Source organism: Parageobacillus sp. KH3-4 (genome assembly GCF_022846435.1).
Lineage (GTDB): Bacteria > Bacillota > Bacilli > Bacillales > Anoxybacillaceae > Parageobacillus > Parageobacillus thermoglucosidasius_A.
The window spans coordinates 673479-694825 of sequence record NZ_AP025627.1; the positions used below are offsets into that span (position 1 = coordinate 673479).

At 43.3% G+C, this 21347-nt stretch carries 25 protein-coding genes, 1 riboswitch and 1 other annotated feature (1 of these 27 only partly in view); of the genes, 15 read left to right on the forward strand and 10 right to left on the reverse strand.

Going from position 1 to position 21347, the window contains the following annotated elements:
* The first annotated feature begins 70 nt into the window (after nt 1–70).
* Nucleotides 71–2035, forward strand: coding sequence for a beta-propeller fold lactonase family protein (locus MWM02_RS03460; protein ID WP_244402944.1), 1965 nt, complete (start codon nt 71–73; stop codon nt 2033–2035).
* 140 nt (nt 2036–2175) lie between these two features.
* Here the strand turns inward: MWM02_RS03460 and MWM02_RS03465 are convergent, their stop codons facing one another.
* The 3 genes from MWM02_RS03465 to yidD all read right to left on the reverse strand — a co-directional run bounded on the left by MWM02_RS03465 (nt 2176) and on the right by yidD (nt 5176).
* Complete coding sequence (locus tag MWM02_RS03465; RefSeq protein WP_244402945.1) at nt 2176–3126, reverse strand: metal ABC transporter substrate-binding protein; 951 nt, start codon at nt 3124–3126, stop codon at nt 2176–2178.
* A 90-nt stretch (nt 3127–3216) separates the two neighbouring features.
* Complete coding sequence (locus tag MWM02_RS03470; RefSeq protein WP_244402946.1) at nt 3217–4401, reverse strand: GTP-binding protein; 1185 nt, start codon at nt 4399–4401, stop codon at nt 3217–3219.
* Nucleotides 4402–4939: 538 nt separating this feature from the next.
* Nucleotides 4940–5176 (reverse strand): membrane protein insertion efficiency factor YidD, encoded by a 237-nt coding sequence (gene yidD / locus MWM02_RS03475; protein ID WP_064549483.1) that lies wholly within the window; start codon nt 5174–5176, stop codon nt 4940–4942.
* 170 nt (nt 5177–5346) lie between these two features.
* Between yidD and MWM02_RS03480 the strand changes: the two genes are divergently transcribed.
* The 5 genes from MWM02_RS03480 (at nt 5347) to ytkD (ending at nt 8042) form a co-directional block, all read left to right on the forward strand.
* Nucleotides 5347–5820 (forward strand): S-ribosylhomocysteine lyase, encoded by a 474-nt coding sequence (locus MWM02_RS03480; protein WP_064549484.1) that lies wholly within the window; start codon nt 5347–5349, stop codon nt 5818–5820.
* Between the two features lie 275 nt (nt 5821–6095).
* Entirely contained in the window at nt 6096–6536 is a 441-nt protein-coding gene (locus MWM02_RS03485) for a Dps family protein (protein ID WP_244402947.1), read from the forward strand.
* Nucleotides 6537–6666: 130 nt separating this feature from the next.
* On the forward strand, nt 6667–7062 hold the full coding sequence (locus tag MWM02_RS03490; RefSeq protein ID WP_244402948.1) for a phage holin family protein: 396 nt from the start codon (nt 6667–6669) through the stop codon (nt 7060–7062).
* A 73-nt stretch (nt 7063–7135) separates the two neighbouring features.
* Complete coding sequence (locus tag MWM02_RS03495; RefSeq protein ID WP_244402949.1) at nt 7136–7468, forward strand: hydrolase; 333 nt, start codon at nt 7136–7138, stop codon at nt 7466–7468.
* Nucleotides 7469–7559: 91 nt separating this feature from the next.
* Nucleotides 7560–8042, forward strand: coding sequence for an RNA deprotection pyrophosphohydrolase (ytkD, locus tag MWM02_RS03500; protein ID WP_244402950.1), 483 nt, complete (start codon nt 7560–7562; stop codon nt 8040–8042).
* Here ytkD and MWM02_RS03505 read toward each other — a convergent pair.
* From MWM02_RS03505 to MWM02_RS03515, 3 genes are read right to left on the reverse strand one after another with little or no spacing between them, the layout of a single operon-like run.
* Nucleotides 8039–8848 carry an ABC transporter permease gene (locus MWM02_RS03505; protein ID WP_064549489.1) on the reverse strand — a complete coding sequence of 270 codons (810 nt, stop codon included), beginning with the start codon at nt 8846–8848 and terminating at the stop codon, nt 8039–8041. The genes ytkD and MWM02_RS03505 overlap by 4 nt on opposite strands.
* Nucleotides 8832–9605 (reverse strand): ABC transporter ATP-binding protein, encoded by a 774-nt coding sequence (locus MWM02_RS03510; protein ID WP_064549490.1) that lies wholly within the window; start codon nt 9603–9605, stop codon nt 8832–8834. Before MWM02_RS03510 ends, MWM02_RS03505 begins: the two co-directional genes overlap by 17 nt.
* Before the next feature lie 18 nt (nt 9606–9623).
* The gene (locus MWM02_RS03515) at nt 9624–10622 is read right to left on the reverse strand and encodes an ABC transporter substrate-binding protein (RefSeq protein WP_244402951.1); all 999 of its coding nucleotides are present in this window, start codon (nt 10620–10622) and stop codon (nt 9624–9626) included.
* Nucleotides 10623–10721: 99 nt separating this feature from the next.
* On the opposite strand from MWM02_RS03515, the gene MWM02_RS03520 reads away from it, so the two are divergent.
* Complete coding sequence (locus tag MWM02_RS03520; protein ID WP_244402952.1) at nt 10722–11510, forward strand: alpha/beta hydrolase family protein; 789 nt, start codon at nt 10722–10724, stop codon at nt 11508–11510.
* A gap of 28 nt (nt 11511–11538) precedes the next feature.
* Nucleotides 11539–11781, forward strand: coding sequence for a DUF2584 domain-containing protein (locus MWM02_RS03525; RefSeq protein WP_064549493.1), 243 nt, complete (start codon nt 11539–11541; stop codon nt 11779–11781).
* Between the two features lie 30 nt (nt 11782–11811).
* On the opposite strand, the gene pckA is transcribed toward MWM02_RS03525, so the two are convergent.
* Nucleotides 11812–13398, reverse strand: a complete 1587-nt coding sequence (gene pckA, locus MWM02_RS03530; protein WP_244402953.1) for a phosphoenolpyruvate carboxykinase (ATP) — start codon at nt 13396–13398, stop codon at nt 11812–11814.
* A 206-nt stretch (nt 13399–13604) separates the two neighbouring features.
* Nucleotides 13605–13719: riboswitch (SAM riboswitch) on the forward strand.
* A gap of 158 nt (nt 13720–13877) precedes the next feature.
* Between pckA and metK the strand changes: the two genes are divergently transcribed.
* The gene (gene metK, locus MWM02_RS03535; protein ID WP_244402954.1) at nt 13878–15092 is read left to right on the forward strand and encodes a methionine adenosyltransferase; all 1215 of its coding nucleotides are present in this window, start codon (nt 13878–13880) and stop codon (nt 15090–15092) included.
* Between the two features lie 255 nt (nt 15093–15347).
* Here metK and MWM02_RS03540 read toward each other — a convergent pair whose 3' ends face one another.
* A complete protein-coding gene (locus MWM02_RS03540) occupies nt 15348–15863 on the reverse strand; it encodes a gamma carbonic anhydrase (RefSeq protein WP_064549496.1) in 516 nt (171 codons plus the stop codon).
* A gap of 87 nt (nt 15864–15950) precedes the next feature.
* Between MWM02_RS03540 and MWM02_RS03545 the strand changes: the two genes are divergently transcribed.
* Together MWM02_RS03545 and MWM02_RS03550 are read left to right on the forward strand one after the other, a co-directional pair.
* Nucleotides 15951–16742 carry an alpha/beta hydrolase gene (locus MWM02_RS03545; RefSeq protein ID WP_244403589.1) on the forward strand — a complete coding sequence of 264 codons (792 nt, stop codon included), beginning with the start codon at nt 15951–15953 and terminating at the stop codon, nt 16740–16742.
* 29 nt (nt 16743–16771) lie between these two features.
* Nucleotides 16772–17851, forward strand: a complete 1080-nt coding sequence (locus MWM02_RS03550) for a tetraprenyl-beta-curcumene synthase family protein (RefSeq protein ID WP_064549498.1) — start codon at nt 16772–16774, stop codon at nt 17849–17851.
* Between the two features lie 28 nt (nt 17852–17879).
* Here MWM02_RS03550 and mnmM read toward each other — a convergent pair whose 3' ends face one another.
* Both mnmM and mnmL read right to left on the reverse strand, forming a co-directional pair.
* Entirely contained in the window at nt 17880–18455 is a 576-nt protein-coding gene (gene mnmM / locus MWM02_RS03555; RefSeq protein WP_064549499.1) for a tRNA 5-(aminomethyl)-2-thiouridylate-methyltransferase MnmM, read from the reverse strand.
* A complete protein-coding gene (gene mnmL, locus MWM02_RS03560) occupies nt 18452–19414 on the reverse strand; it encodes a tRNA modification radical SAM protein MnmL/YtqA (protein WP_244402955.1) in 963 nt (320 codons plus the stop codon). Before mnmL ends, mnmM begins: the two co-directional genes overlap by 4 nt.
* 153 nt (nt 19415–19567) lie before the next feature.
* On the opposite strand from mnmL, the gene MWM02_RS03565 reads away from it, so the two are divergent.
* The 4 genes from MWM02_RS03565 to MWM02_RS03580 all read left to right on the forward strand — a co-directional run bounded on the left by MWM02_RS03565 (nt 19568) and on the right by MWM02_RS03580 (nt 21118).
* The gene (locus MWM02_RS03565) at nt 19568–19831 is read left to right on the forward strand and encodes a YtzC family protein (protein ID WP_064549501.1); all 264 of its coding nucleotides are present in this window, start codon (nt 19568–19570) and stop codon (nt 19829–19831) included.
* A 14-nt stretch (nt 19832–19845) separates the two neighbouring features.
* On the forward strand, nt 19846–20010 hold the full coding sequence (locus MWM02_RS03570) for a hypothetical protein (protein WP_064549502.1): 165 nt from the start codon (nt 19846–19848) through the stop codon (nt 20008–20010).
* A gap of 98 nt (nt 20011–20108) precedes the next feature.
* Nucleotides 20109–20429 (forward strand): MFS transporter, encoded by a 321-nt coding sequence (locus MWM02_RS03575; RefSeq protein WP_244402956.1) that lies wholly within the window; start codon nt 20109–20111, stop codon nt 20427–20429.
* A gap of 104 nt (nt 20430–20533) precedes the next feature.
* Nucleotides 20534–21118: a DUF2087 domain-containing protein gene (locus tag MWM02_RS03580; protein WP_064549504.1), complete on the forward strand. Its 585-nt coding sequence runs from the start codon at nt 20534–20536 to the stop codon at nt 21116–21118.
* A gap of 105 nt (nt 21119–21223) precedes the next feature.
* Nucleotides 21224–21347, forward strand: a binding site (T-box leader) (it continues 105 nt past the right edge of the window).

The following is a 21347-nucleotide window of genomic DNA, read 5'->3' on the forward strand; positions in this document are numbered from 1 at the left end:
TTGCGATTTGCCGCTTTTCTTTATACAATGATAATGGTTATCATTCCAAGGTGATGAGCGGGGGAACGTTATGAAAAAGTGGCTATGGCTATGTATGTTGTTTATTTTGTTGATGATGGTGGGCTGCCAAACGAACAAGGTCTTTGATGCGGAAACGAAAGTGATTCGCCATGAACCGGTTCATAGCGATAATATTGCGATCAACAAAAAGGGAGATACATTATACATCGCCAACATCGACATCAATTCGGTCACTATTTTTAACACGAAAACGAAAAAAAAGGAAGCGGAAATTCGAGTTGGCAAAGAGCCAAGACAGCTCGCTTTAAGCCCTGATGAGCAGTGGCTATACGTTTCCTGCATGTATGATGATCGCGTCGATATCATTTCGTTGAAAGAGAAAAAAGTCGTCGACCATTTGAAAACGGGAATCGAGCCGTTTGGCGTAGTGACAAGCCAAGACGGCCAAACGCTCTATGTGGCGAATTATCGTTCTGGCACTTTATCGGTATTCGATTTAGCGAAAAGAAAGAAGAAAACAGAAATCAAAATTGGCGATCGGCCGCGCGCGCTCGCCTTAACCGCCGATGGGAAAAAATTATATGTGACGCAATATTTAGATGCCAAGATTAGTGTAGTTGATACGAAACAAAACCGTGTTCTGAAAGAAATTGCGCTCGCTCCGTCGCCAGATAAAGAAGACCGCAAAAAAAGCCAAGGCATTCCAAATACGTTGGAGCAAATCGTGATTGCGCCTGACGGAAAAAAAGCGTATATTCCTCATTTACTGACGAATATTGACACGCCAATTAACTTTGAGGAGACGGTGTTTCCAGCGATTTCTGTGATTGATTTGCAAAACGATGTAGAGCTAACGGACGAACGGAAAGAGCTGTTTGAAGAAATCAACGTAACGGATGTCCACAATCAAACGATGATCGTTTCCAACCCTTATGATCTTGCCTTTCAACCTGATGGAAGCAAAGCGTATGCAGTCATGTCGGGAAGCGAAGATTTGGTTGTATTTGATTTGCAGCGAGGAGGGAATGCTACGCAAATTTTGCGGCGCATTGAAGGGAATAATCCGCGCGGGATTGTCATTTCCCCAGACGGCAAAACATTGTACGTGCATAATGCGATGAGCCATGATCTTGCCATTATTAAAACGGGAGGAAACAGCCCGTACGCAAAAGCAAAAGCGATAAAGGGAACGATCCGTTTAATTGCTAAAGATTCGTTATCGCCGCTTGTGCGTGAAGGAAAAACGATCTTTTATAGCGCCAATAGCGATGAATTTGCGATAAATATTACGGGGAATAACTGGATGAGCTGCGCATCTTGCCATAGCGACGGCGACATCAATAAACTTACTTTGCTGACACCGAAAGGCCCGCGCAATGTTCCAAGCAACATTTTAGCGACGAAAACGGGACTATTTATGTGGGACGGTTCGCGCGATGATTTTACCGATTATATTCATACTGTGCAGAGCGAAATGGGCGGAATGACAAGCATTGACGCCGGAAAGCCACTGCCTCCGGACGTGCAGCATATGTATGACGCGCTGTTCGCTTATTTGGATGATCCAAGGTCTTTTCCGGTTCCAAAAAGTCCGTACCGCAATCCGGACGGAAGCTTGACAGCGAAAGCGAAGGAAGGGGAAAAGCTTTTTAACGGCAAAGGAAATTGCCTCAGCTGCCACAGCGGCGAATATTTCACCGATAGCCCTAAAGCGGTCGATGCTAGCGGACGTTTGACAACGGCGAATACGAATTATTTGCATGACATCGGTACGGCAAATCCGAACGATAAGCCATCTGAAGGTGACGCAAGGGCGCATTTTACAAATCCGCGCACGCCGAAGCAATGGGATACTCCAACGTTGCGCGGCGTATGGGCGACCGCCCCGTACTTGCATGATGGCAGCGCAAAAACGATTGAAGAAGCGATCGAGCGTCATCAGACAAAGGAAGTGAAAACGTTGACACCAGGGGAAATTGCGGCAATTGCGGAATATGTGCGTTCACTGCAATAATTCAAGAATAGCGCACGCGAAGAATGATGCTATGTTAAATAAGCGCCAAATGAATATATATGGCGTCAAAACGGCCTAAAGCAAGGACGTCATCTACAAAAAAACAGTCTGCCTCAAGCGTACGAGGCAGACTGTAGATTTTATTGGAGCGCTTTTTGCAGCACGCGAATATTTTCTTCCATGAGAGCGAAATAGTCTTTATTTGCTTTTTTATCTTCGGAAGTTAGCGATTCTAAGTTGTGCAGCCGCAAAGAATCAGCACCAATCTCGTTTTTTACAATTTCAGTAATTTTGGATGTTGTATTTTGCTCAAAAATGACATATTTGATGTGATGTTGTTTGGCTGTTTTAACAATTTCAGCTAATTCTTTCTGCGAAGGCTCATTCGTTGGCGAAAGCCCGGAAACGCTCAGCTGTTTAATGCCATAGCGGTCTTCCCAGTATCCGTAGGCAGCGTGCGCAACAAGAATTTCTTTTTTCGGAGCTTTCTTTACGACGGTTTGAAATTGTTGGTCAAGATGTTCTAATTTTGATTTCAATGCTTCAAAGTTTTTTGTAAATGTTTCTTTTTTCTCTGGCTTTAGTTCAATGAGCAAATCTCGAATATGTTCAGCCATTGTAATAGAGCGGACTGGGTCAAGCCATACGTGCGGATCTTTATCGACGTGATGCTCGTGTTCATGTCCATGCTCGTGCGCATGCTCTTCATGTGCAGAGTCTAACAGTTCGATCCCTTCAGTAGCTGCGAGGAAATGAACCTGTTCATTCTTTAATGTTTCTTTGAGTTTATCGGCAAAGCTTTCCATCCCTTGCCCAATATAAATAAACGCATCCGCATCGGCCAACTGTTTCATCGTCTTTGTTGTCGGCTCAAATGTATGCGCTTCGACGCCAGGAGGATAAATGCTTTTCACGTCCACATAGTCGCCCCCGATTTTTTTCGTAAAATCTTCAAGCGGATAAACGGTCGTATAAATGGTTAAAACGTCTTTTGCTTTTTCAGTCTGTTCGTGATTTTTTTCAGCATTGCAACCGTACAAAAAAGCAGAGACCACAAGTAAAAGGGATAAAATAAATGGTTTTGCTTTCATGTTAAGCACCTTCCTGTAAATGTGTTTGACAAGCAAACTCCTTTGTTATTATATCGTAACAATTACGATTTGAGAACTAGAATAATGGATTCATTGGGAAACAGTAAATTTAGGAAGAGGATCTAAAAATGTCGCCCAATCTTGTTTCATTTCCTCATCTGTCAGCAAACACTCATCTAAAGACGTTTCAATTTCCTGGCGATTCATGTCAATGCCGATAAAGACGAGTTCCGTCATGCGATCTCCATATGTCTCATCCCACTTAGCGAGCAACTCAGGATCTTCTTTAAGAATTTGTTGGCGTTCCGCTTCTGGATAAACAGCAACCCATTCACCAGCTCCTTGAATCATAATGGATGTTCCTGCCTGTGATAAAAGACTGCACATGTCATTTCTTGAAGCAAGCCAGAAAAAGCCTTTTGCGCGAACAACTTCAACCGGCCAATTCTCAAGCCAATTCATGAAACGTTCTGGATGAAACGGACGTCTTCTGCGATAAACAAACGAAGAGATGCCATACTCTTCTGTTTCTGGAGTATGTTCCTCATTCAATTCTTTCATCCATCCTGCAGCTTGACTAGCTTTTTCAAAGTCGAATAAATGGGTATTTAAAATTTCGTCCAGTGGCACTTGGCCGAATGTTGTTTGGATAATTTTCGCTTCCGGGTTTAACTTTTTTAACACGCCTTCAAGTTTTTTCGCATCTTCCGGACGAATAAGGTCAACTTTATTTAGTAGAATAACATCGGCAAATTCGATTTGATCAATCAGCAAGTCCACCACTTCACGTGTATCCGTTTCGTCCACAGCTTGCTTTCGGTCAAGCAAGCTTTCACCTGATGCAAAATCCGCCCAAAAGCGATTCGCGTCGACAACTGTAACCATCGTATCCAAACGACATTTTTTTGTTAGGTCAATTCCTAGCTCTTTATCAATATATGTAAATGTTTGCGCTACTGGAATTGGTTCACTAATTCCTGAGGACTCGATGACAATATAATCAATGTTTCCGGTTTCTACTAGCTTTTCCACCTCTTTGATTAAATCTTCACGCAACGTACAACAAATGCAGCCGTTTTGAATTTGCACCAGCTTTTCTTCGGTGCGAGAAAAACCACCTTGTCGAATCAGTTCAGCATCAATATTTATTTCGCTCATATCATTCACAATAACTGCGATTTTCTTTTCTTCTCGGTTATGCAAGATATGATTGAGCAGCGTCGTTTTCCCTGCACCAAGATAACCGCTTAATACAGTAACAGGTATTTTTTTCATTATCATGTTCTCCTTCTTGTTAGATAATCGTAATCATTACGATTTAACAATGCTAATCATACAAGAAAATGTCCAAAAAAGCAACGGTTATTTTGACATCGTTCAAGATTTTTAACATTTTTCCCGAGAAAGTCCCCCGCCTCTAAATGAAGGGAAGGGAGAGATGAATCGGAAAGTTTTTTATTCATAAAAGCGAACATATGTGCTAACTGACTTCTTCTACGCAGAAACTTTCTTGATAAAGGTGGTAAGAAACTCCCACCTCGCCATGACATGAAATGTAGGTGGGAGAGATTCATGAGACGCAAGTCTTGCAATGAAACGAGGCGGAAGCTGAAAGGAGATATCAAGGCGTTTGTTTGTGAACTGATCTAACATCGGTGATAAGTGATCAACATCGTTTTTTATCGGAGACGAACAGAGAAAGGTTCGAGCATACTAATGTTTCCCGATGACTTTCTCGTTCAAGTATGCTTGCCGAAAAGCTGCACTATATCCGCTTGTCATGTTTAATAGTTAGTTATAGAAAAGTCACCGTTTATGATTGGCGTTTTTCCTGCTTTTCGGGAACAGGATCGAATCCGCCGGGATGAAACGGGTGGCATTTTAAAATTCGCTTCATCGTCAGCCAGCCGCCTTTGATGGCGCCAAACCGTTTCACCGCTTCTAAACCATAGTGCGAGCAAGTCGGATAAAAACGGCATGTCGGCGGCTTTAACGGAGAAATGAAAATTTGGTAAAAACGGATGAAGGAAATTAACAATTTTTTCGCCATTTTCTCCCACACCTAACTAAAGAAACAAATTTGATCGCAATGTATATCATATCATAAAGGAGAAACAAAGACGCATATAATGTCTCGAAACAATTGATACAAAAAGGATGAAAAAAATCGGATTTCGGTGTATGATGAAAAAAGAAAAACAAAGTAGGAGTGATGATCGCATGCCTTCAGTAGAAAGCTTTGAGTTGGACCATTGCGCTGTGAAAGCTCCATATGTCAGACATTGTGGCGTCCATAAAGTCGGAAGCGATGGCGTTGTGAATAAATTTGATATTCGTTTTTGCCAGCCTAATAAGCAAGCGATGAAACCGGACGCGCTTCACACGCTTGAGCATTTGTTAGCTTATACCATCCGCAAACATGCGGAAAAGCACGATCATTTCGATATTATTGATATTTCGCCAATGGGCTGCCAAACTGGATTTTATCTTGTTGTGGGCGGTTCCCCGACCGTTGATGAAATTATTGACTTGCTGGAAGAAACGATGAAAGATGCGCTGAATGCTACGGAAGTTCCAGCGGCAACGGAGCGGCAATGCGGGCAAGCAAAATTGCATGATCTTGAAGGGGCAAAGCGGTTAATGCGCTTCTGGCTGGAGCATGATAAAGAGGAATTAAAGAAAGTGTTTGGATAATGACAAAGGGGCTATCATCGGATTGGTGATAGCTTTCTTTTTTGTTTAAATTGCTTTCTTTTAGTCAACGATGGCAACTAATAAAAAATGACACAAAGTTGTCTAATATCGATAGGAATTAGATTTTGCTACATTGTTTATTTCATTGTAAAATATGGCTGAAAGAAACAATTGGAAAAGTATATCATTTTTGCAATGGGAAACAATATAGATCGATATAAGCATGTTTTACTATTGCCAAAACGAGGTATAACATGTTAAGGAGGAATGAAGGTATGCCAAAACAATTAACAGACATTGTGAACAAGCAGATTGCTAATTGGAGTGTCCTTTACATTAAACTCCATAATTATCATTGGTATGTAAAAGGTTCTCAATTTTTTACGCTTCACGAGAAATTTGAGCAATTGTATAACGAGGCTGCGCTACATATCGATGAATTGGCGGAACGTCTTCTTGCGCTTGGCGGGGCGCCAGTTGCGACGATGAAAGAATGCTTAGAACAATCGTCTGTAAAAGAAGCGACTGGGCAAGAAACAGCGGAACAAATGGTGGCAACGATTGTAAGCGATTTTGAAACGATGATTGCAGAATTAAAAGAAGGAATGCAAGTAGCTGATGAAGTTGGAGACGAAACGACAGGCGACATGTTGCTTGGCATTCATCAAAGTTTGGAAAAACATGTATGGATGCTAAAATCGTTCCTTGGCCGATAAGCGGATATAAAAATTATCATTTATCAATCACTCCTTCGATGGCGAAGGAGTGATTTTTTTATAGGAGGCTATCTATACATCTTCCCTCTTGGCAGCATACGATAATAATGCTCGTTACAGGAGGGAGAGTATGCAAAAATATATGTCGATGTTGGGCGTTTCGTTTGTTGGTTCATTTGTTTCATTTCTCATTGGAGGCGTGGACTTATTAGTTATTATTTTACTTTGCTTTGTGATAGCAGACTACGTAACAGGATTGATCGCTAGCGCCATCGAAGGAAAATTGTCGAGCCAAGTCGGATTTCGCGGTATTGTCCGCAAGATACTCGTTTTTGTTTTAGTGGCTGCTTCTCATTTATTAGATATCGCGATTGGCTGGGGCAATCATTTTATTCGTGATGCTATTATTTTCTTCTATATAATAAATGAGTTTATCTCTATTGTTGAAAATGTGGGGAGAGCGGGTGTACCGCTTCCATCTTTTTTAAGGAAGGCGATCGAGCTTCTTAAAGATGAGACAGACTAATTTTAAAGCATAATTTTTTTTGCATTCACCACACTAAACGATGAAGAAGCTAGATCATAAGGAGATGACAAGCGTGGCGGAACAGCAAAAGAAAACATATTATGTGTCGATCGCAACAGGGGAAATTTCGCAAGTCAAGACGGCTTCCCCGTGGGATTTTCAAATTGAAGCGACAGATGATGAAATTATCCAATTGCGCGAGTACTTCGATCAAAACTATTCAACGGACTGGCAGGCGTTTTGGCGCACTCATGTTCCGTATGTTCAATATCATTACGATCGTGAAAACGATGCCTATGACGAAACATTAAAGAAAATATACCAACTTATTTATAAGCTGGGGAACGAAGAAGCAAAAGAACATATTCGTTCGCTTGGCTTCATCTGGAAGGAAACAGAAGAATAAAACGAAAGCCGCCGATGTTGGTGGCTTTTTTTATGGCGTCGTTTGCAAGTATAATGAAGGAGAAGAGAAAGTAGGAATGAGGTTTATGAGGATGGATGCTTTTTTTGACTACTACGGAAATCGCGTGTTATTGTCGTTTATGGATCATCCGTTTTCACTGAAGCCCGGACACGTTTGGGTCATCTGCCGCTATGAGGGGCAATGGCTGCTAACGAATCATCCGGAACGCGGGTTGGAATTTCCCGGTGGAAAAGTAGAAAAGGGAGAAACACCGGAACAAGCCGCAGTTCGCGAAGTGAAAGAAGAAACAGGGGGAATTGTTGGGTCGTTAACGTATATTGGCCAATATAAAGTAGTAGAGCCGGCCATTACAAAAAATATATACTTTGCGGAAATCGCGGCGATCGTCGAGCAGTCCTCTTATTTGGAAACAGACGGTCCAGTGTTGTTGCGTTCATTGCCGGAAAATATTCGCTTCGATGAACGGTTTAGTTTTATCATGAAGGACAATGTATTGCAATATACGTTAAAAGAAATGAAGAGACGTTCTTTGTGGCGCGGCGAACGTCTCTAACGATGTTTCATTAATTTTTTTTCGATCATGCTGACAGCTTGATACATGACGGTTGATAAAAGAGCGATGACGAGCAGGCTCATTAGCACAAGCGTAAAGTTAAAAACTTGGAATCCGTAAATGATCATATAGCCAAGCCCTAATTTGGAGACGAGAAATTCGCCGGTAATAACTCCGACCCACGATAAACCGACATTGACTTTTAACGTAGAAATAATCGTCGGGAACGACGATGGCAGCACCGCTTCCTTAAAACATTGATAGCGGGTGGCGCCAAATGTTTTCAATACTTTGAGATAGTTGGCATCGACTTCCTGAAAGGCAGAGTAGACGACGATCGTCGTAATGATGACAGAAATAATGACTCCCATCGCGATAATCGAAGTGAATCCCGGACCGAGAGCGACGATGAGAATGGGACCGAGCGCCACTTTCGGCATGGCGTTAAACACGACTAAATACGGATCAAGCGTTTTTGCCAAGCGCGGAAACCACCAAAGAAGGGCGCCGAAACATGCCCCTGCGACCGTGCCGATCATAAACCCTAACATCGTTTCCAATAAAGTGACGAACGCATGGGTAACGAGAGAGTTGTCGGCCAGATTTTGAACAAATAAGCCCCAAATCGCGGAAGGCGAGCTGAACAAAAGCGGGTCGATCCAGTGATGCCGGCTTGCCGCCTCCCATAGCAGAAAAAAGGAAACAAATATGATAAGCTGAAAAAAGCGAATAAGCCGCTTTTCTTTTTTTCGTGACGCAATGTACTGCTGGTGAAAAAAACGAATTTGTTCATTTGTTTGTTTCAAGTTGATCAAGCTCCTTCCAAATCGATTGGAATAGCGTGGAAAATTGCGGATGCTGACGCGCCGCAAACGGCGATAAACGGCGCAATTCATCGGGAACAATAAAAGTGTGCGCGATTTTTCCCGGTTTTGTGGAAAATAGAAAAATGCGGTCGCTCATCGCAATCGCTTCACCGATATCATGCGTGACAAGAAGCGCGGTTTTTCCATAATCTTTTAGTGTTTGCCATACCAACTCTTCCAGCTTTAATTTCGTTTGGTGGTCGAGCGCGGAAAACGGTTCATCGAGCAATAACATTTTTGGGTTTGTCGCTAAAGTCCTTACGAGTGCGGCGCGCTGGCGCATGCCGCCCGAGAGCTGACTTGGATAATGCGTTTCGACTCCTTTTAAACCGATATCGGCAAGTAAATCAAGCGCCCGCTTTTTTGTTGTTTCTGTCAATGTTCCCATGATTTTTAAACCAAGCAAAATGTTTTCTTCAATCGTTTTCCAAGGAAATAAATAGTCTTGCTGCAGCATATATCCGGCGCTTGAATGCGCGCTGTCCAATTCTTTGCCTTCGACGAAAACGGTTCCTGCCGTCGGTTTGATTAATGCGGCGATAATCGAAAGAAGCGTTGTTTTGCCGCAGCCGCTCGGGCCGAGAAAGGAGACGAATTCCCCTTTCTCCACCGTAAACGATATATTTTCCAAGGCGGTAACGGCTGTTTTTTCTGTAAAATATGTGTGGGAAACGCGGTCAACGACTAAAAAGCCCATTATTTTCACCCGCTTTCGTTATTTGGACATGGCTTTTTCCGCGAATGAATTATCGACGAGCGTTTTATGATCGATTCGTTTTGGCAATTCACCCGCTTCGTTCATAATGTTTTGCAAATTGTTCCACTCTTCTTTGTCAAGGATTGGATTCGTCGCATACGTTCCTTGGCTTTTATAGCGATCGACGACTTTTTCAATGATTGGAATATCGGTATCCTTAAAGTAAGGCTGAATGGCTTTTGCGATTTCTGATGCGCTGTGCGACTCCACCCATTGTTGCGCTTTGTAGATCGCTCGTGTAAATTTTTCGATCATATCTTTGTTGTTTCGGATAAAACTTTGTTTTGCCATAAATGTCGTATACGGGACGTGACCGGATTCCGCGCCGAATGATGCGATAATATATCCTTTTCCTTCCTGTTCAAAAATGCTTGCTGTCGGTTCAAATAGCTGGACAAAATCTCCAGTGCCGCTGGCGAAAGCGTTAGCGATGTTAGCGAAATCGACGTTTTGAATCAGCTTTACATCTTTATGCGGATCGATGCCATGTTTTTTTAGGACAAATTCTCCGACCATTTGCGGCATGCCGCCTTTACGCTGGCCAAGAAACGTGCTACCTTTGAGCTGGCCCCAAGTAAAGTTTTCCATTTTCTTGCGGGAGACAAGAAAAGTTCCGTCCGTTTGCGTCAACTGTGCGAAATTAATGATCGGATCGTTTGTTCCTTGGCTGTAGACATAAATCGATGTTTCTGATCCGACAAGAGCGATATCAGCTCCGCCGGAAAGAAGGGTTGTCATTGTTTTATCGCCGCCCCATGTTGTGGCAAGCTCGACATTTAATCCTTCATCTTTAAAAAAGCCTTTCGCTAGGGCAACATATTGTGGGGCATAGAAAATCGAACGAGTTACTTCTGCGACCCGCACCTTCTTTATTTCTTCATTTGTCTGTTGATTGCAGGCAGCAAGCGGAATGATAAGAAGGAAGAGACAAAGCGACACTATCGCGATTTTTTTCATGCAAGCACCTCCTTAGCAATGGATAAAATGAAGCTTACTTCACCTTATCGTATGCAGGCAGAAAAAATGTGTGAACGCCTAATGGAAAGGAAGAAACATATGGACGGATATGTCGTCGATCAATATAAATTCCCTTCCCCAAATCCGCATGTTGATGTATTTCTCGTTACGTATTTATGCCAAGGGCTGAAAATTAAAGGTTTTTTGGCCCAACCGAAAACGCCGGGAATATACGATGGTTTTTTATACTTGCGCGGCGGCATGAAAAACGTCGGGCAAGTGCGACTATCCCGAATTACGCAGTTTGCTTCGTATGGATTTGTCGTGATGGCGCCGTTTTATCGCGGGAATCAAGGAGGGGAAGGAAATGAAGATTTTGCTGGGGAAGACCGTTATGACGCGATCGCAGGTTTTCGGCTTTTACAGCGGCACCCTCAAGTGAACACAAAACGCATTCACGTATTTGGCTTTTCCCGCGGCGGAGCGATGGCGCTTCATACGGCGATTTTGGAGCCAACAGTTTGTTCTGTCGTCGTCTGGGGCGGGGTTTCTGACATTGCCCTGACATATTGGGAGCGGGAGGATTTGCGGCGAATGTTGAAACGGGTGATTGGGGGAACGCCGGCGAAATATCCGGAACGCTACCGATGGAGAACACCATTGTATGAAATTGAAAAAATTCAGGCGCCTGTGCTGATTATCCATGGGGAAAAAGATCAAAACGTTTCGATTGAACATGCGTATCGCCTTGAAAAAAGGCTAAAAGAGACAAATAAACGAGTGACAGCATGGTATTTCCCAAATTTTACTCATTATTTTCCCCCTAAAGATAATCGTGAAACGGTTCGCCGGTTAACGGCATGGATGAAACGGCAACCGGATGTATGATACGATAAAAAGAAAAGGGGTGTGTTTCATGGGCATGCCGCTGGAATTGCAAACACTCATTGTAACAAAAGGCAAAGAAAAGCGAGTAAAAGACAATCTATTTATTTTAGAAAAGGAAGGATATCGCATTTATCCGATTGATGTTCCACTTGAAGTAAGAAGAACGTTACAAAGCGAAGCGAGCGGCCAAGCGGTGGTGAAAAAGTTGGAGCTTGCCGACAACCGAACGATTGTCACGTATGAGCTTATTTCATTGCATTCGACGAATTAGAAAAGGAGGGAACGATTCCCTCCTTCAATGTTATGCGATTGGGCCTCCAAGCGCTTCGATTTCCGAGGCGATATGTTTAAATTTCTGGAAGTTTTCCCGGAATTTTGCGGCGAGCTCTTTTGCCTTTTGTGCATACGCTTGTTTATCGGTCCACGTATTTTGCGGTTGCAGCACTTCGTCTGGCACGCCAGGAATATGAATTGGAATTTCTAAACCGAAAACAGGATCTTTCACCATTTCGACATTGTCCAGTTCGCCTTCGACAGCAGCTTGCACCATTGCGCGGGTGTAAGCAAGCTTCATGCGGCTACCGACACCGTACTCTCCGCCTGTCCATCCTGTGTTAACGAGAAACACCCGCACGTTATGTTCAGCGATTTTTTTGCCGAGCATTTCCGCATATTTTACAGCCGGAAGCGGCAAAAACGGTGCGCCAAAGCAAGTCGAGAATGTCGCTTGCGGGGAAGTGATGCCTCGCTCTGTGCCCGCCAATTTGCTTGTATAACCGCTTAGGAAATGGTACATTGCTTGTTCACGAGTCAGCTTGCTAATCGGCGGCAATATTCCAAACGCATCTGCTGTTAAGAAAATAATCGTCGATGGATGACCAGCGATGCTTGGATCAACGATATTATGAATCGCCTGAATTGGGTAAGCGGCGCGCGTGTTTTCCGTTAGCGTAGCATCATCATAATTTGGCAGTCTCGTATGTTCATCGATAATGACGTTTTCGAGAACTGCACCGAATCCGATTGCGTCAAAAATTTGCGGCTCCTTTTCCCGCGACAAGTTGATGCATTTTGCGTAGCATCCGCCTTCGATATTAAAAATGCCTCGGTTCGACCAGCCGTGTTCGTCATCGCCAATGAGACGGCGGTTTGGGTCGGCGGAAAGCGTCGTTTTTCCTGTGCCAGATAAGCCAAAGAATAGTGCGACATCCCCTTCTTTACCGACGTTTGCTGAACAATGCATCGATAAAATTCCTTGTTCTGGAAGTAGATAGTTCATCACAGTGAAAATCGACTTTTTCATTTCTCCGGCATATTCTGTTCCGCCAATTAGCACAGTCCGCCGCTCAAAAGAAATAATGATAAACGTTTCCGATCTCGTTCCATCAACAGCAGGGTCTGCTTTAAAGTTTGGCGCGCAAATAACGGTAAATTCCGCTTTGTGAGTTTTTAGCTCCTCTTCTGTCGGACGAATAAATAATTGGTGTGCAAATAAATTGTGCCATGCAAATTCGTTAACGACTTGGATAGGTAGGCGGTATTTTGGGTCAGCGCCGGCGAATCCTTTAAAAACAAATATTTCATCTTTTTTCATTAAATAATCCAGTACCTTATTGTATAAGTTTTCGAAAACTTCTTCAGAAATCGGCTGATTTGTTGTTCCCCAATCGATTTTTGCTTTCGTCGCCGCTTCTTCTACAATGTATTTATCTTTCGGGGAGCGGCCCGTATATTTTCCTGTTGTTACTGCCACCGCGCCAGTTGCGGTTAATTTCCCTTCGTTTCGTTGCAATATTTTTTCCACGAGTTGAGCTACCGATAAATTGTGACATACGTTTGGTTTTTGTAATAATAAAGAAAGTTTATTTGTCATTTTTGCAATCCCCATATTCAAAACCTGCCTTTTTATTTTTAATGATACCTGCAAATAGTATAACACATTTTTGTTATTAGTCCATACTATTTAGCACAATTTCTTTTATTTATTTTTCTTATTTTGTCCATAAAAAATTTGTCTTTTTGTTCATAAAAAATTTATCTAATTTTGTTGACTTTCTTTATTTAATTACGTTAAGATAACTCATTGAACGGATACTCTTATCCCGAGTCGGTGGAGGGACAGGCCCGATGAAACCCAGCAACCGTCACAACTAGAAATGTGTGAAATGGTGCTAACCTGTGGCAAGGCAGCGTCCTTGAACGATAAGAGTGAAAGGAGCAATACGATTGCAATGACCTTTCCTCACCGTTACAGGAAAGGTTTTTTATTTATATGTATAAATAGGGAATGAGTACCGTATCATCTGCAGTTTGCGGGAATGCCGCTAATTTAGACGTTCGATTATAAAAAGAGGAGGAAACTGCCGAATGTCAAAAAAAAGACGTTTATTTACTTCGGAATCTGTAACGGAAGGTCATCCTGACAAAATTTGTGACCAAATTTCCGATGCGATTTTAGATGCCATTTTGGCGAAAGACCCGAATGCCCGCGTTGCATGCGAAACGAGCGTTACAACAGGGCTTGTGCTCGTAAGCGGGGAAATTACGACATCGACATATGTGGATATTCCGAAAATCGTTCGCGACACGGTTCGCGAAATTGGCTATACTCGCGCGAAATTCGGTTTTGACGCAGATACTTGCGCCGTATTGACGTCGATTGACGAACAGTCTCCGGACATCGCGATGGGAGTCGATAAGGCGTTAGAAGCCCGCGAAGGCCAGATGACTGATGAGGAAATTGAAGCGATCGGTGCCGGAGACCAAGGATTAATGTTTGGATTTGCCTGCAATGAAACAGAAGAATTAATGCCGCTTCCGATTTCCTTGGCACATCGTTTAGCTCGCCGTTTGGCAGAAGTGCGCAAAAAAGATATTTTGCCATATTTGCGCCCGGACGGCAAAACGCAAGTAACGATAGAATATGATGAAAATGAAAAACCGGTACGTGTCGATACAATCGTTGTATCAGCGCAACATCATCCGGAAATTACACAAGAACAAATTGAGCGCGATATTAAAGAACACGTTATTAAGCCAGTCGTGCCAGCAGAGCTGATCGATGAAAACACAAAATATTTCATTAATCCGACAGGTCGTTTTGTCATCGGCGGACCTCAAGGTGACGCTGGTTTAACAGGACGAAAAATTATCGTTGACACGTATGGCGGCTATGCCCGTCACGGCGGCGGTGCGTTTTCTGGAAAAGACCCGACAAAAGTGGACCGCTCCGCAGCCTATGCCGCGCGCTATGTGGCGAAAAATATCGTTGCTGCGGGACTCGCAGATAAATGCGAAGTGCAGCTGGCATATGCGATCGGTGTTGCAAGACCGGTTTCCATTTCCATTGATACATTCGGTACCGGAAAAGTATCGGAAGACATTTTAATTAAAGTAGTGCGCAGCAATTTTGATCTTCGTCCAGCCGGCATTATTAAAATGTTGGATTTGCGCCGCCCAATTTATAAACAAACAGCCGCCTATGGCCATTTCGGACGCACGGATATCGATCTTCCGTGGGAACGTACAGACAAAGCGGAAACGTTGAAAGAACAAGCTCTTGCGTTGGCAAAGAAAGAATAGAACGATAAAGAGAGGTAGAATAGCCAGTAAAGAGAGAGTTACGTGTTTATGTAACTCTCTTTTTTTGCGTAATGCAAGGTATTTCTGCTTCAGTCAGGCATTGACCTAAACATAAGTGGGGCTATTACGGCGGCAATAAGAAATAGCGAGAGCGATAAAAAAGGGTTAAAATAGGAAAAGGAACAATGGGACGATATGATGCAATAAATAACGAAAGTAAATCATATCGTCCGATAATATGAACGTCATTTGTTTTTATTTTGGTTGCAGTGATTTATAGTACTGCCCTTTTTCTACATATTCGCGGCGAATTCGCTCCATCTCGCGGACATCTTCGTCGGTTAATTCACGAATGACTTTAGCGGGACGGCCAAATGCGAGCGTGTGCGGCGGAATTTTTTTTCCTTGTGGGACAAGGCTTCCGGCACCGATAAACGCTCCTTCGCCAATCTCTGCGCCATCGAGAATAATCGAGCCCATGCCGATTAAAGCGTTTTTTCGGATGATGGCGCTATGTAAAATGACTTGATGGCCGACGGTTACACCATCTTCAATGATAAGTGGATTGTTTGGACTTTGATGCAAAATTGAGTTATCTTGGATATTGACACGATTGCCGATGATCGTTGGAGCGACATCTCCGCGAATAACAGTATTAAACCAGATGCTTGTTTCTTCCCCGATGACCACATCACCGGTAATGGTGACATAATCGGCAATGAAGGCAGATTCTGCAATTTTCGGAAACTTTCCTTTGTACGGGTAAATCATACGCTTCTTCCCTTTCCTTTTATAAAATGGTTCGGTATTATTATTGTACAGATAGTGGCACGATTCGTAAACGGAGGAGATTGCATGATGTGGACATGGGAGGCAAATGAAGGGAAAGGAACAGTTGTGATTGTCCACGGAGCGGCAGAGCATCACGGGCGTTATAAATGGTTGATCGAACAATGGGTACAAAGCGGTTATCATGTTGTCGCAGGCGATTTGCCTGGACAAGGGCGGACAACGAGAAGAAAGCGCGGACACATTCAGTCGTTCGATGAGTATATTAATGAGGTGGCCGATTGGATCATAGAAGCGAGACAATTTCATGTACCGGTGTTTCTTCTTGGACATAGCATGGGAGGGCTTGTTGTCATCCGCACGTTGCAGGAAAAAAGGCTTCCTGTGCAAGGGGTTATTCTATCTTCTCCATGTTTAGGGCTTGTGTCGTATCCGTCAAAAGGGTTGGATATGTTATCAAGAGTATTGAATCATATTGCCCCATCCCTTTTAATCGATTCGGGACTGTCTGTCGAGTTGGCGACAAGAAATAAAGAAGTGCATGAGTCGGATAAACAGGATGAACTTTATGTGACAAAAGTATCTGTCCGTTGGTATCGCGAACTAATGAAGGCGATGGAATTGGCTTCTCGCCGCATTCAGCAGTTTCCTGATATTCCATTGCTGCTTATGCAAGGCGGGGACGATAAAATTGTCGATAAGACAGCCGTAAAAGAATGGTTCAATCGTTTGGCGATATCGGAAAAATTGTATAAAGAATGGAGTCAATTATACCATGAAATTTTTAACGAACCGGAGCGAGAAGATGTTTTCTTATACGCAAAATCGTTTTTAGATACACAATGCCGAATGTATCGTTAGATAACGCAAACGCATCTGAGGTGAGCCAGTTGAAAATCCCGACGCATCCGATCACTCTTATGAAAAAAGTATATCGCGACGTTTTTCCAGTTGTGCATCGCGAATTGGCATATTGGAAACAAAGGGCACAAAATATTCCAGACGCGGAGCTTCGCAAACAAGCGTTGGCGAGCATTGAAACCAAAACGTTTCACTGTGAGGGCGGCTCCATTTTATCATTGTTAGCAGGAGAAAAAATGGAAGAGTGCATTCGTTTTATTGTCGCCTATCAAACGATCAGCGATTACCTAGATAATTTATGTGATCGAAGCACTTCATTAGACCCGCTCGATTTTCGTGCTCTGCATGAATCGATGCCTGACGCGTTATCGATTGATGCAAGCGTGTCGAATTATTACCGGCATCGCCAAGAACAAGATGACGGTGGCTATTTACATGACCTTGTACGAACATGTCAAAGCGTTTTAAAGAAAGTAACGCATTACGATAAAATTGTACCGTTTTTGCATGAATTGGCTGGATATTATTGTGATTTGCAAGTACATAAACACGTGAATGTGGAGGAGCGGGTCCCTCGCCTCGAAAAGTGGTTCAAGCAATATAAAGATCAGCTTCCGCCGATGGAATGGTACGAGTTTTCTGCTTGTTCCGGTTCTACGTTAGGCATTTTTTGTTTAGTTGCCTACGCGTTTGCCGAAACGTTTCATGAGAAAATGGCAAAGCAAATACGTGACGGTTATTTTCCGTATATTCAAGGTCTGCATATTTTGCTTGATTATTTTATTGACCAAGAGGAAGATCGTCTAGGAGGAGATTTGAATTTTTGTTTTTATTATCCAAATCAGTCCGTTTTGCTAGAACGGCTTTGCTATTTTATTGAAGAGGCGGACCGCCATGTGAATGAATTGCCGCATGGGGCATTTCACCGCCTTATTCACCGCGGGTTGCTCGGCTTATATTTATCTGATGAAAAAGTAAAGAAACAAAAAGAGTTGCGCCGTCTTGCGAAAAGGCTTGTTCGGGCTGGCGGAATCGTCTCTTGGTTTTTTTATTGGAATGGAAAAGCATATCGGTTATGGCAAAAAAAGCGCTCCTTCACCGCAAAATAAAGAGGCTGCCCCAATTGGGAGGGCAGCCTCACGCTCGCTTTTCCAGCGCGATAATAAAGGGCGGGTTGTTCATTTGGTTGATAAATTCATATTTTAATACGTGAGCTCGCTTTTGGTCTATCGCTTTTGTATAGTGAAGAAGCGCGTCACGTTCGATGACGCCTTCTGGATGGCCATGATAAACGACAACGACGATGATTCCTTCTTTTGCCATAATTTGTAGCAGTTGCTCAATAGCGCGGATCGTGGAATCCGGTTTTGTTACAATACGTTTATCGCCACCTGGCAAGTAGCCGAGGTTAAATATCGCTCCGGTGATGCGGCCATGATAAATAGCGGGAATTTTTTCGATCAGTTGATCGTGGCTTGCTTGAAATAGCGTCACCCGCTTTAACATGTTATGTTCTTGAAGGCGGGCGGAAGTTGCCGCAATCGCCTCTTTTTGAATGTCAAAGCCGAACACGTGGCCGGATTCTCCCACGCGCTGTGCCAAATAAAGCGTATCATGCCCGTTTCCAACCGTGGCGTCGACGGCGATATCCCCTTCGTTCACGGCAAGGTTCATCAATGTTCGCGTAAAAGGGAGAATTTTCGCTAATTTCATTGCTTCACCACTTCTTTTTTGTAATACTTCCCTTGATAGCTGTCGCGTCGTTCGAGTTCGGCATCAATCGCGTTTAACACTTCCCATTTGTTGACGCTCCACATTGGCCCGATCATTAGATCGATCGGTCCATCCCCTGTAATTCGGTGCACAATCATTTCCGGAGGCAAAATTTCCAGCTGATCGCAAACAAGGTTTACGTATTCTTTAAATGACAAAAATTGGACTAATCCTTTTTCGTATTGCTTTACCATTGGCGTCCCTTTCAATAAATGAAGCAAATGGATCTTGATCCCTTGAATGTCCATGCTTGCCACTGTTTTCGCTGTTTCCATCATCATATCGTAATCTTCGAGCGGCAGCCCGTTAATAATATGCGCACAAACGCGGATTCCATGTTTGCGAAGTTTTTCGACTCCGTCGACAAAGCATTGGAAATCGTGGGCGCGGTTGATTAGCAATGCCGTCCGCTCGTGCACCGTCTGCAAACCGAGCTCGACCCATAAATACGTGCGCTCGTTCAGCTCTGCCAAATATTCGACAACGTCGTCTGGAAGGCAGTCCGGGCGCGTGGCGATGGACAGCCCGACAACTCCGTCCAAGTTTAAGACGGTTTCGTATTTTTCCCGCAATACACCGACGGGAGCGTGTGTATTCGTGAACGCCTGAAAATAAGCTAAATATTTTCCGCTTTTCCATTTTTTATGCATTTTTTCTTTCATTTGATTAAATTGGGTAACAAGGTCATCTGCGCGATTGCCGGCAAAATCGCCCGATCCCGCCGCGCTGCAAAATGTGCAACCGCCATAGGCCACCGTCCCGTCACGGTTTGGACAGTCAAAGCCGCCGTCAAGAGCGACTTTAAATACTTTATGGCCAAACGTTTGCTGCAAATGGTAGTTCCATGTATGGTAACGTTTATGATCATTTGTATATGGAAATGGGTTGGGCTGCTTCAACACAGCTCCCTCCTTATCGAAAATCATATCATTTTAGCATTGTAACATGGTTGGCGGGAAAAATCGACTATTGCCAATCATTAACGTGATATCCGCAAAATAAAATGCGCACATTAAAAGATGAGAAACGATTATACGGTTGGAGGGAATGTTATGGCAACGCGGCAATCGGTCGATGAATTTTTGCAACATTGCGAAGATGTTATTCGTTATGCGAAAGAGCAATATACAGAGGCGCAAAAGCAAGAACATTACAATGACATGGAATATACACAAGCGCAGCAAATGCTGGAGAATGCAGTGAATGATTTGGCGCATTTGGCGCTTAGCTGCAATGCGCAACAGCGCGAACAATTGCACCGGATGCGCCTGCAGCTGCAGCAATTGCAAAACGAAATGATTTTGCTCAATCATTAAGGAGGGGGTGCGTCGTGCAAAAACGTTCGAAGCAGAACAATCCAGAACAAAAAACGAGAAACGGCATCAACAATCATGATATTGAATTAGGAAAAGAGGTGGACCCAGTAAAACAAGCGAAGAAAGCGTATGAACAAACAGGAGGGCAGCCGCAAAAAGCGAAGCAGCGCGCGGAGTAGGAGAATAGCTTGTCGAAGTCGGCAAGCTTTTTTTTATTGCAAACGACATACAGTTACTTTGGCGTTCGAATATTGAAGAAGGACGTATGATGCCCTGTATGCTTTGGATATTAATGATTGGCATGGCGATGAACATGACATTGGCTTCTTTTTTATGGACGATGAATGCGATTGGCGTTCATGGGCAGCTTGAAAAATCGCTTTCTGTCGCTGGAATGGTGCTTATGTTGAATTCTGGGGCAAGCGTGGTTGGAAATTTGGTTGGGGAAATATTATTTGATAAAATCAGTGGATTTCGGTCGATGATGTTTGCCGCGCTTGTTTTCTTTTCTGCGCTGTCGCTTATCACGACGTTTTTCTATGCTCGGAACTTGCCAAAGAAGCAAAAAAGGAAGAAACAAACGGTTACCGTGGAGTAGACATGTCCTCTACTCCGCTTTTTGTTTATTAGAGGTTGACAACGGTCATCTAATTAGATATATATCTAATTAGATAATTATCAAATATAAAAAGGAGGGTAGCCATGCAGCTTCATCGTTTAGTGACATTTTTCAAGGCGATTGGTGATCCAACGCGTCTTCGCATTATAAAACTGCTTTCGCAAGGGCCGCTGCACGGTCAAGCAATTGCTGGGAAACTTGGATTGACCCCAGCGACGATCACCCATCATCTCAAAAAGCTCCGCGACGTAAACATCGTTTATGAACGACGCGATGGAAACATCATTTATTTTTACTTGCAGCCGTCCGTAGTAAAGCATTACACGCGTGCGCTGCTTGATTTGACTGAACAAAACGAGGTGAAAAAAGAAATGAAAGAAAAAGCCGCAGAGCGCCAAAAAATTATCGACAACTTTTTTACGAGCGATGGCCGTTTAAAAAATATTCCAGCGCAAAGAAAGAAGAAGTTGATTGTGCTTGAGCATATGCTGAAAGGGTTGAAGCCGGGAAAACGGTATACAGAAAAAGAAATCAATGAGTACATTAAAAAATTCCATGAAGATTATGCAACGATTCGCCGCGAATTTATCATGAATAACTATATGTATCGCGAAAACGGCATCTATGAGCTAAATCCGCCGGAAATGTGGCATAAAATAGACGGATAACTAGCTACATGCGGATAAAAGCGGCATATATAGAATATAAGCTCCATTTTCCGCTACTTGCAATCAACCGACAAATTTTTTAAAATATTATCACGAACAATATTGGAAATAACGGTGAAGAGGAGTAGTAGTGAACAAAACGGGCGGCAGAGAGTTGACGGTCGGTGCGAGTCAACCGAAGTTTGTTCACGAACTCGCCTCGGAGTTGCGGGCATGAGCGGCTTTCGCC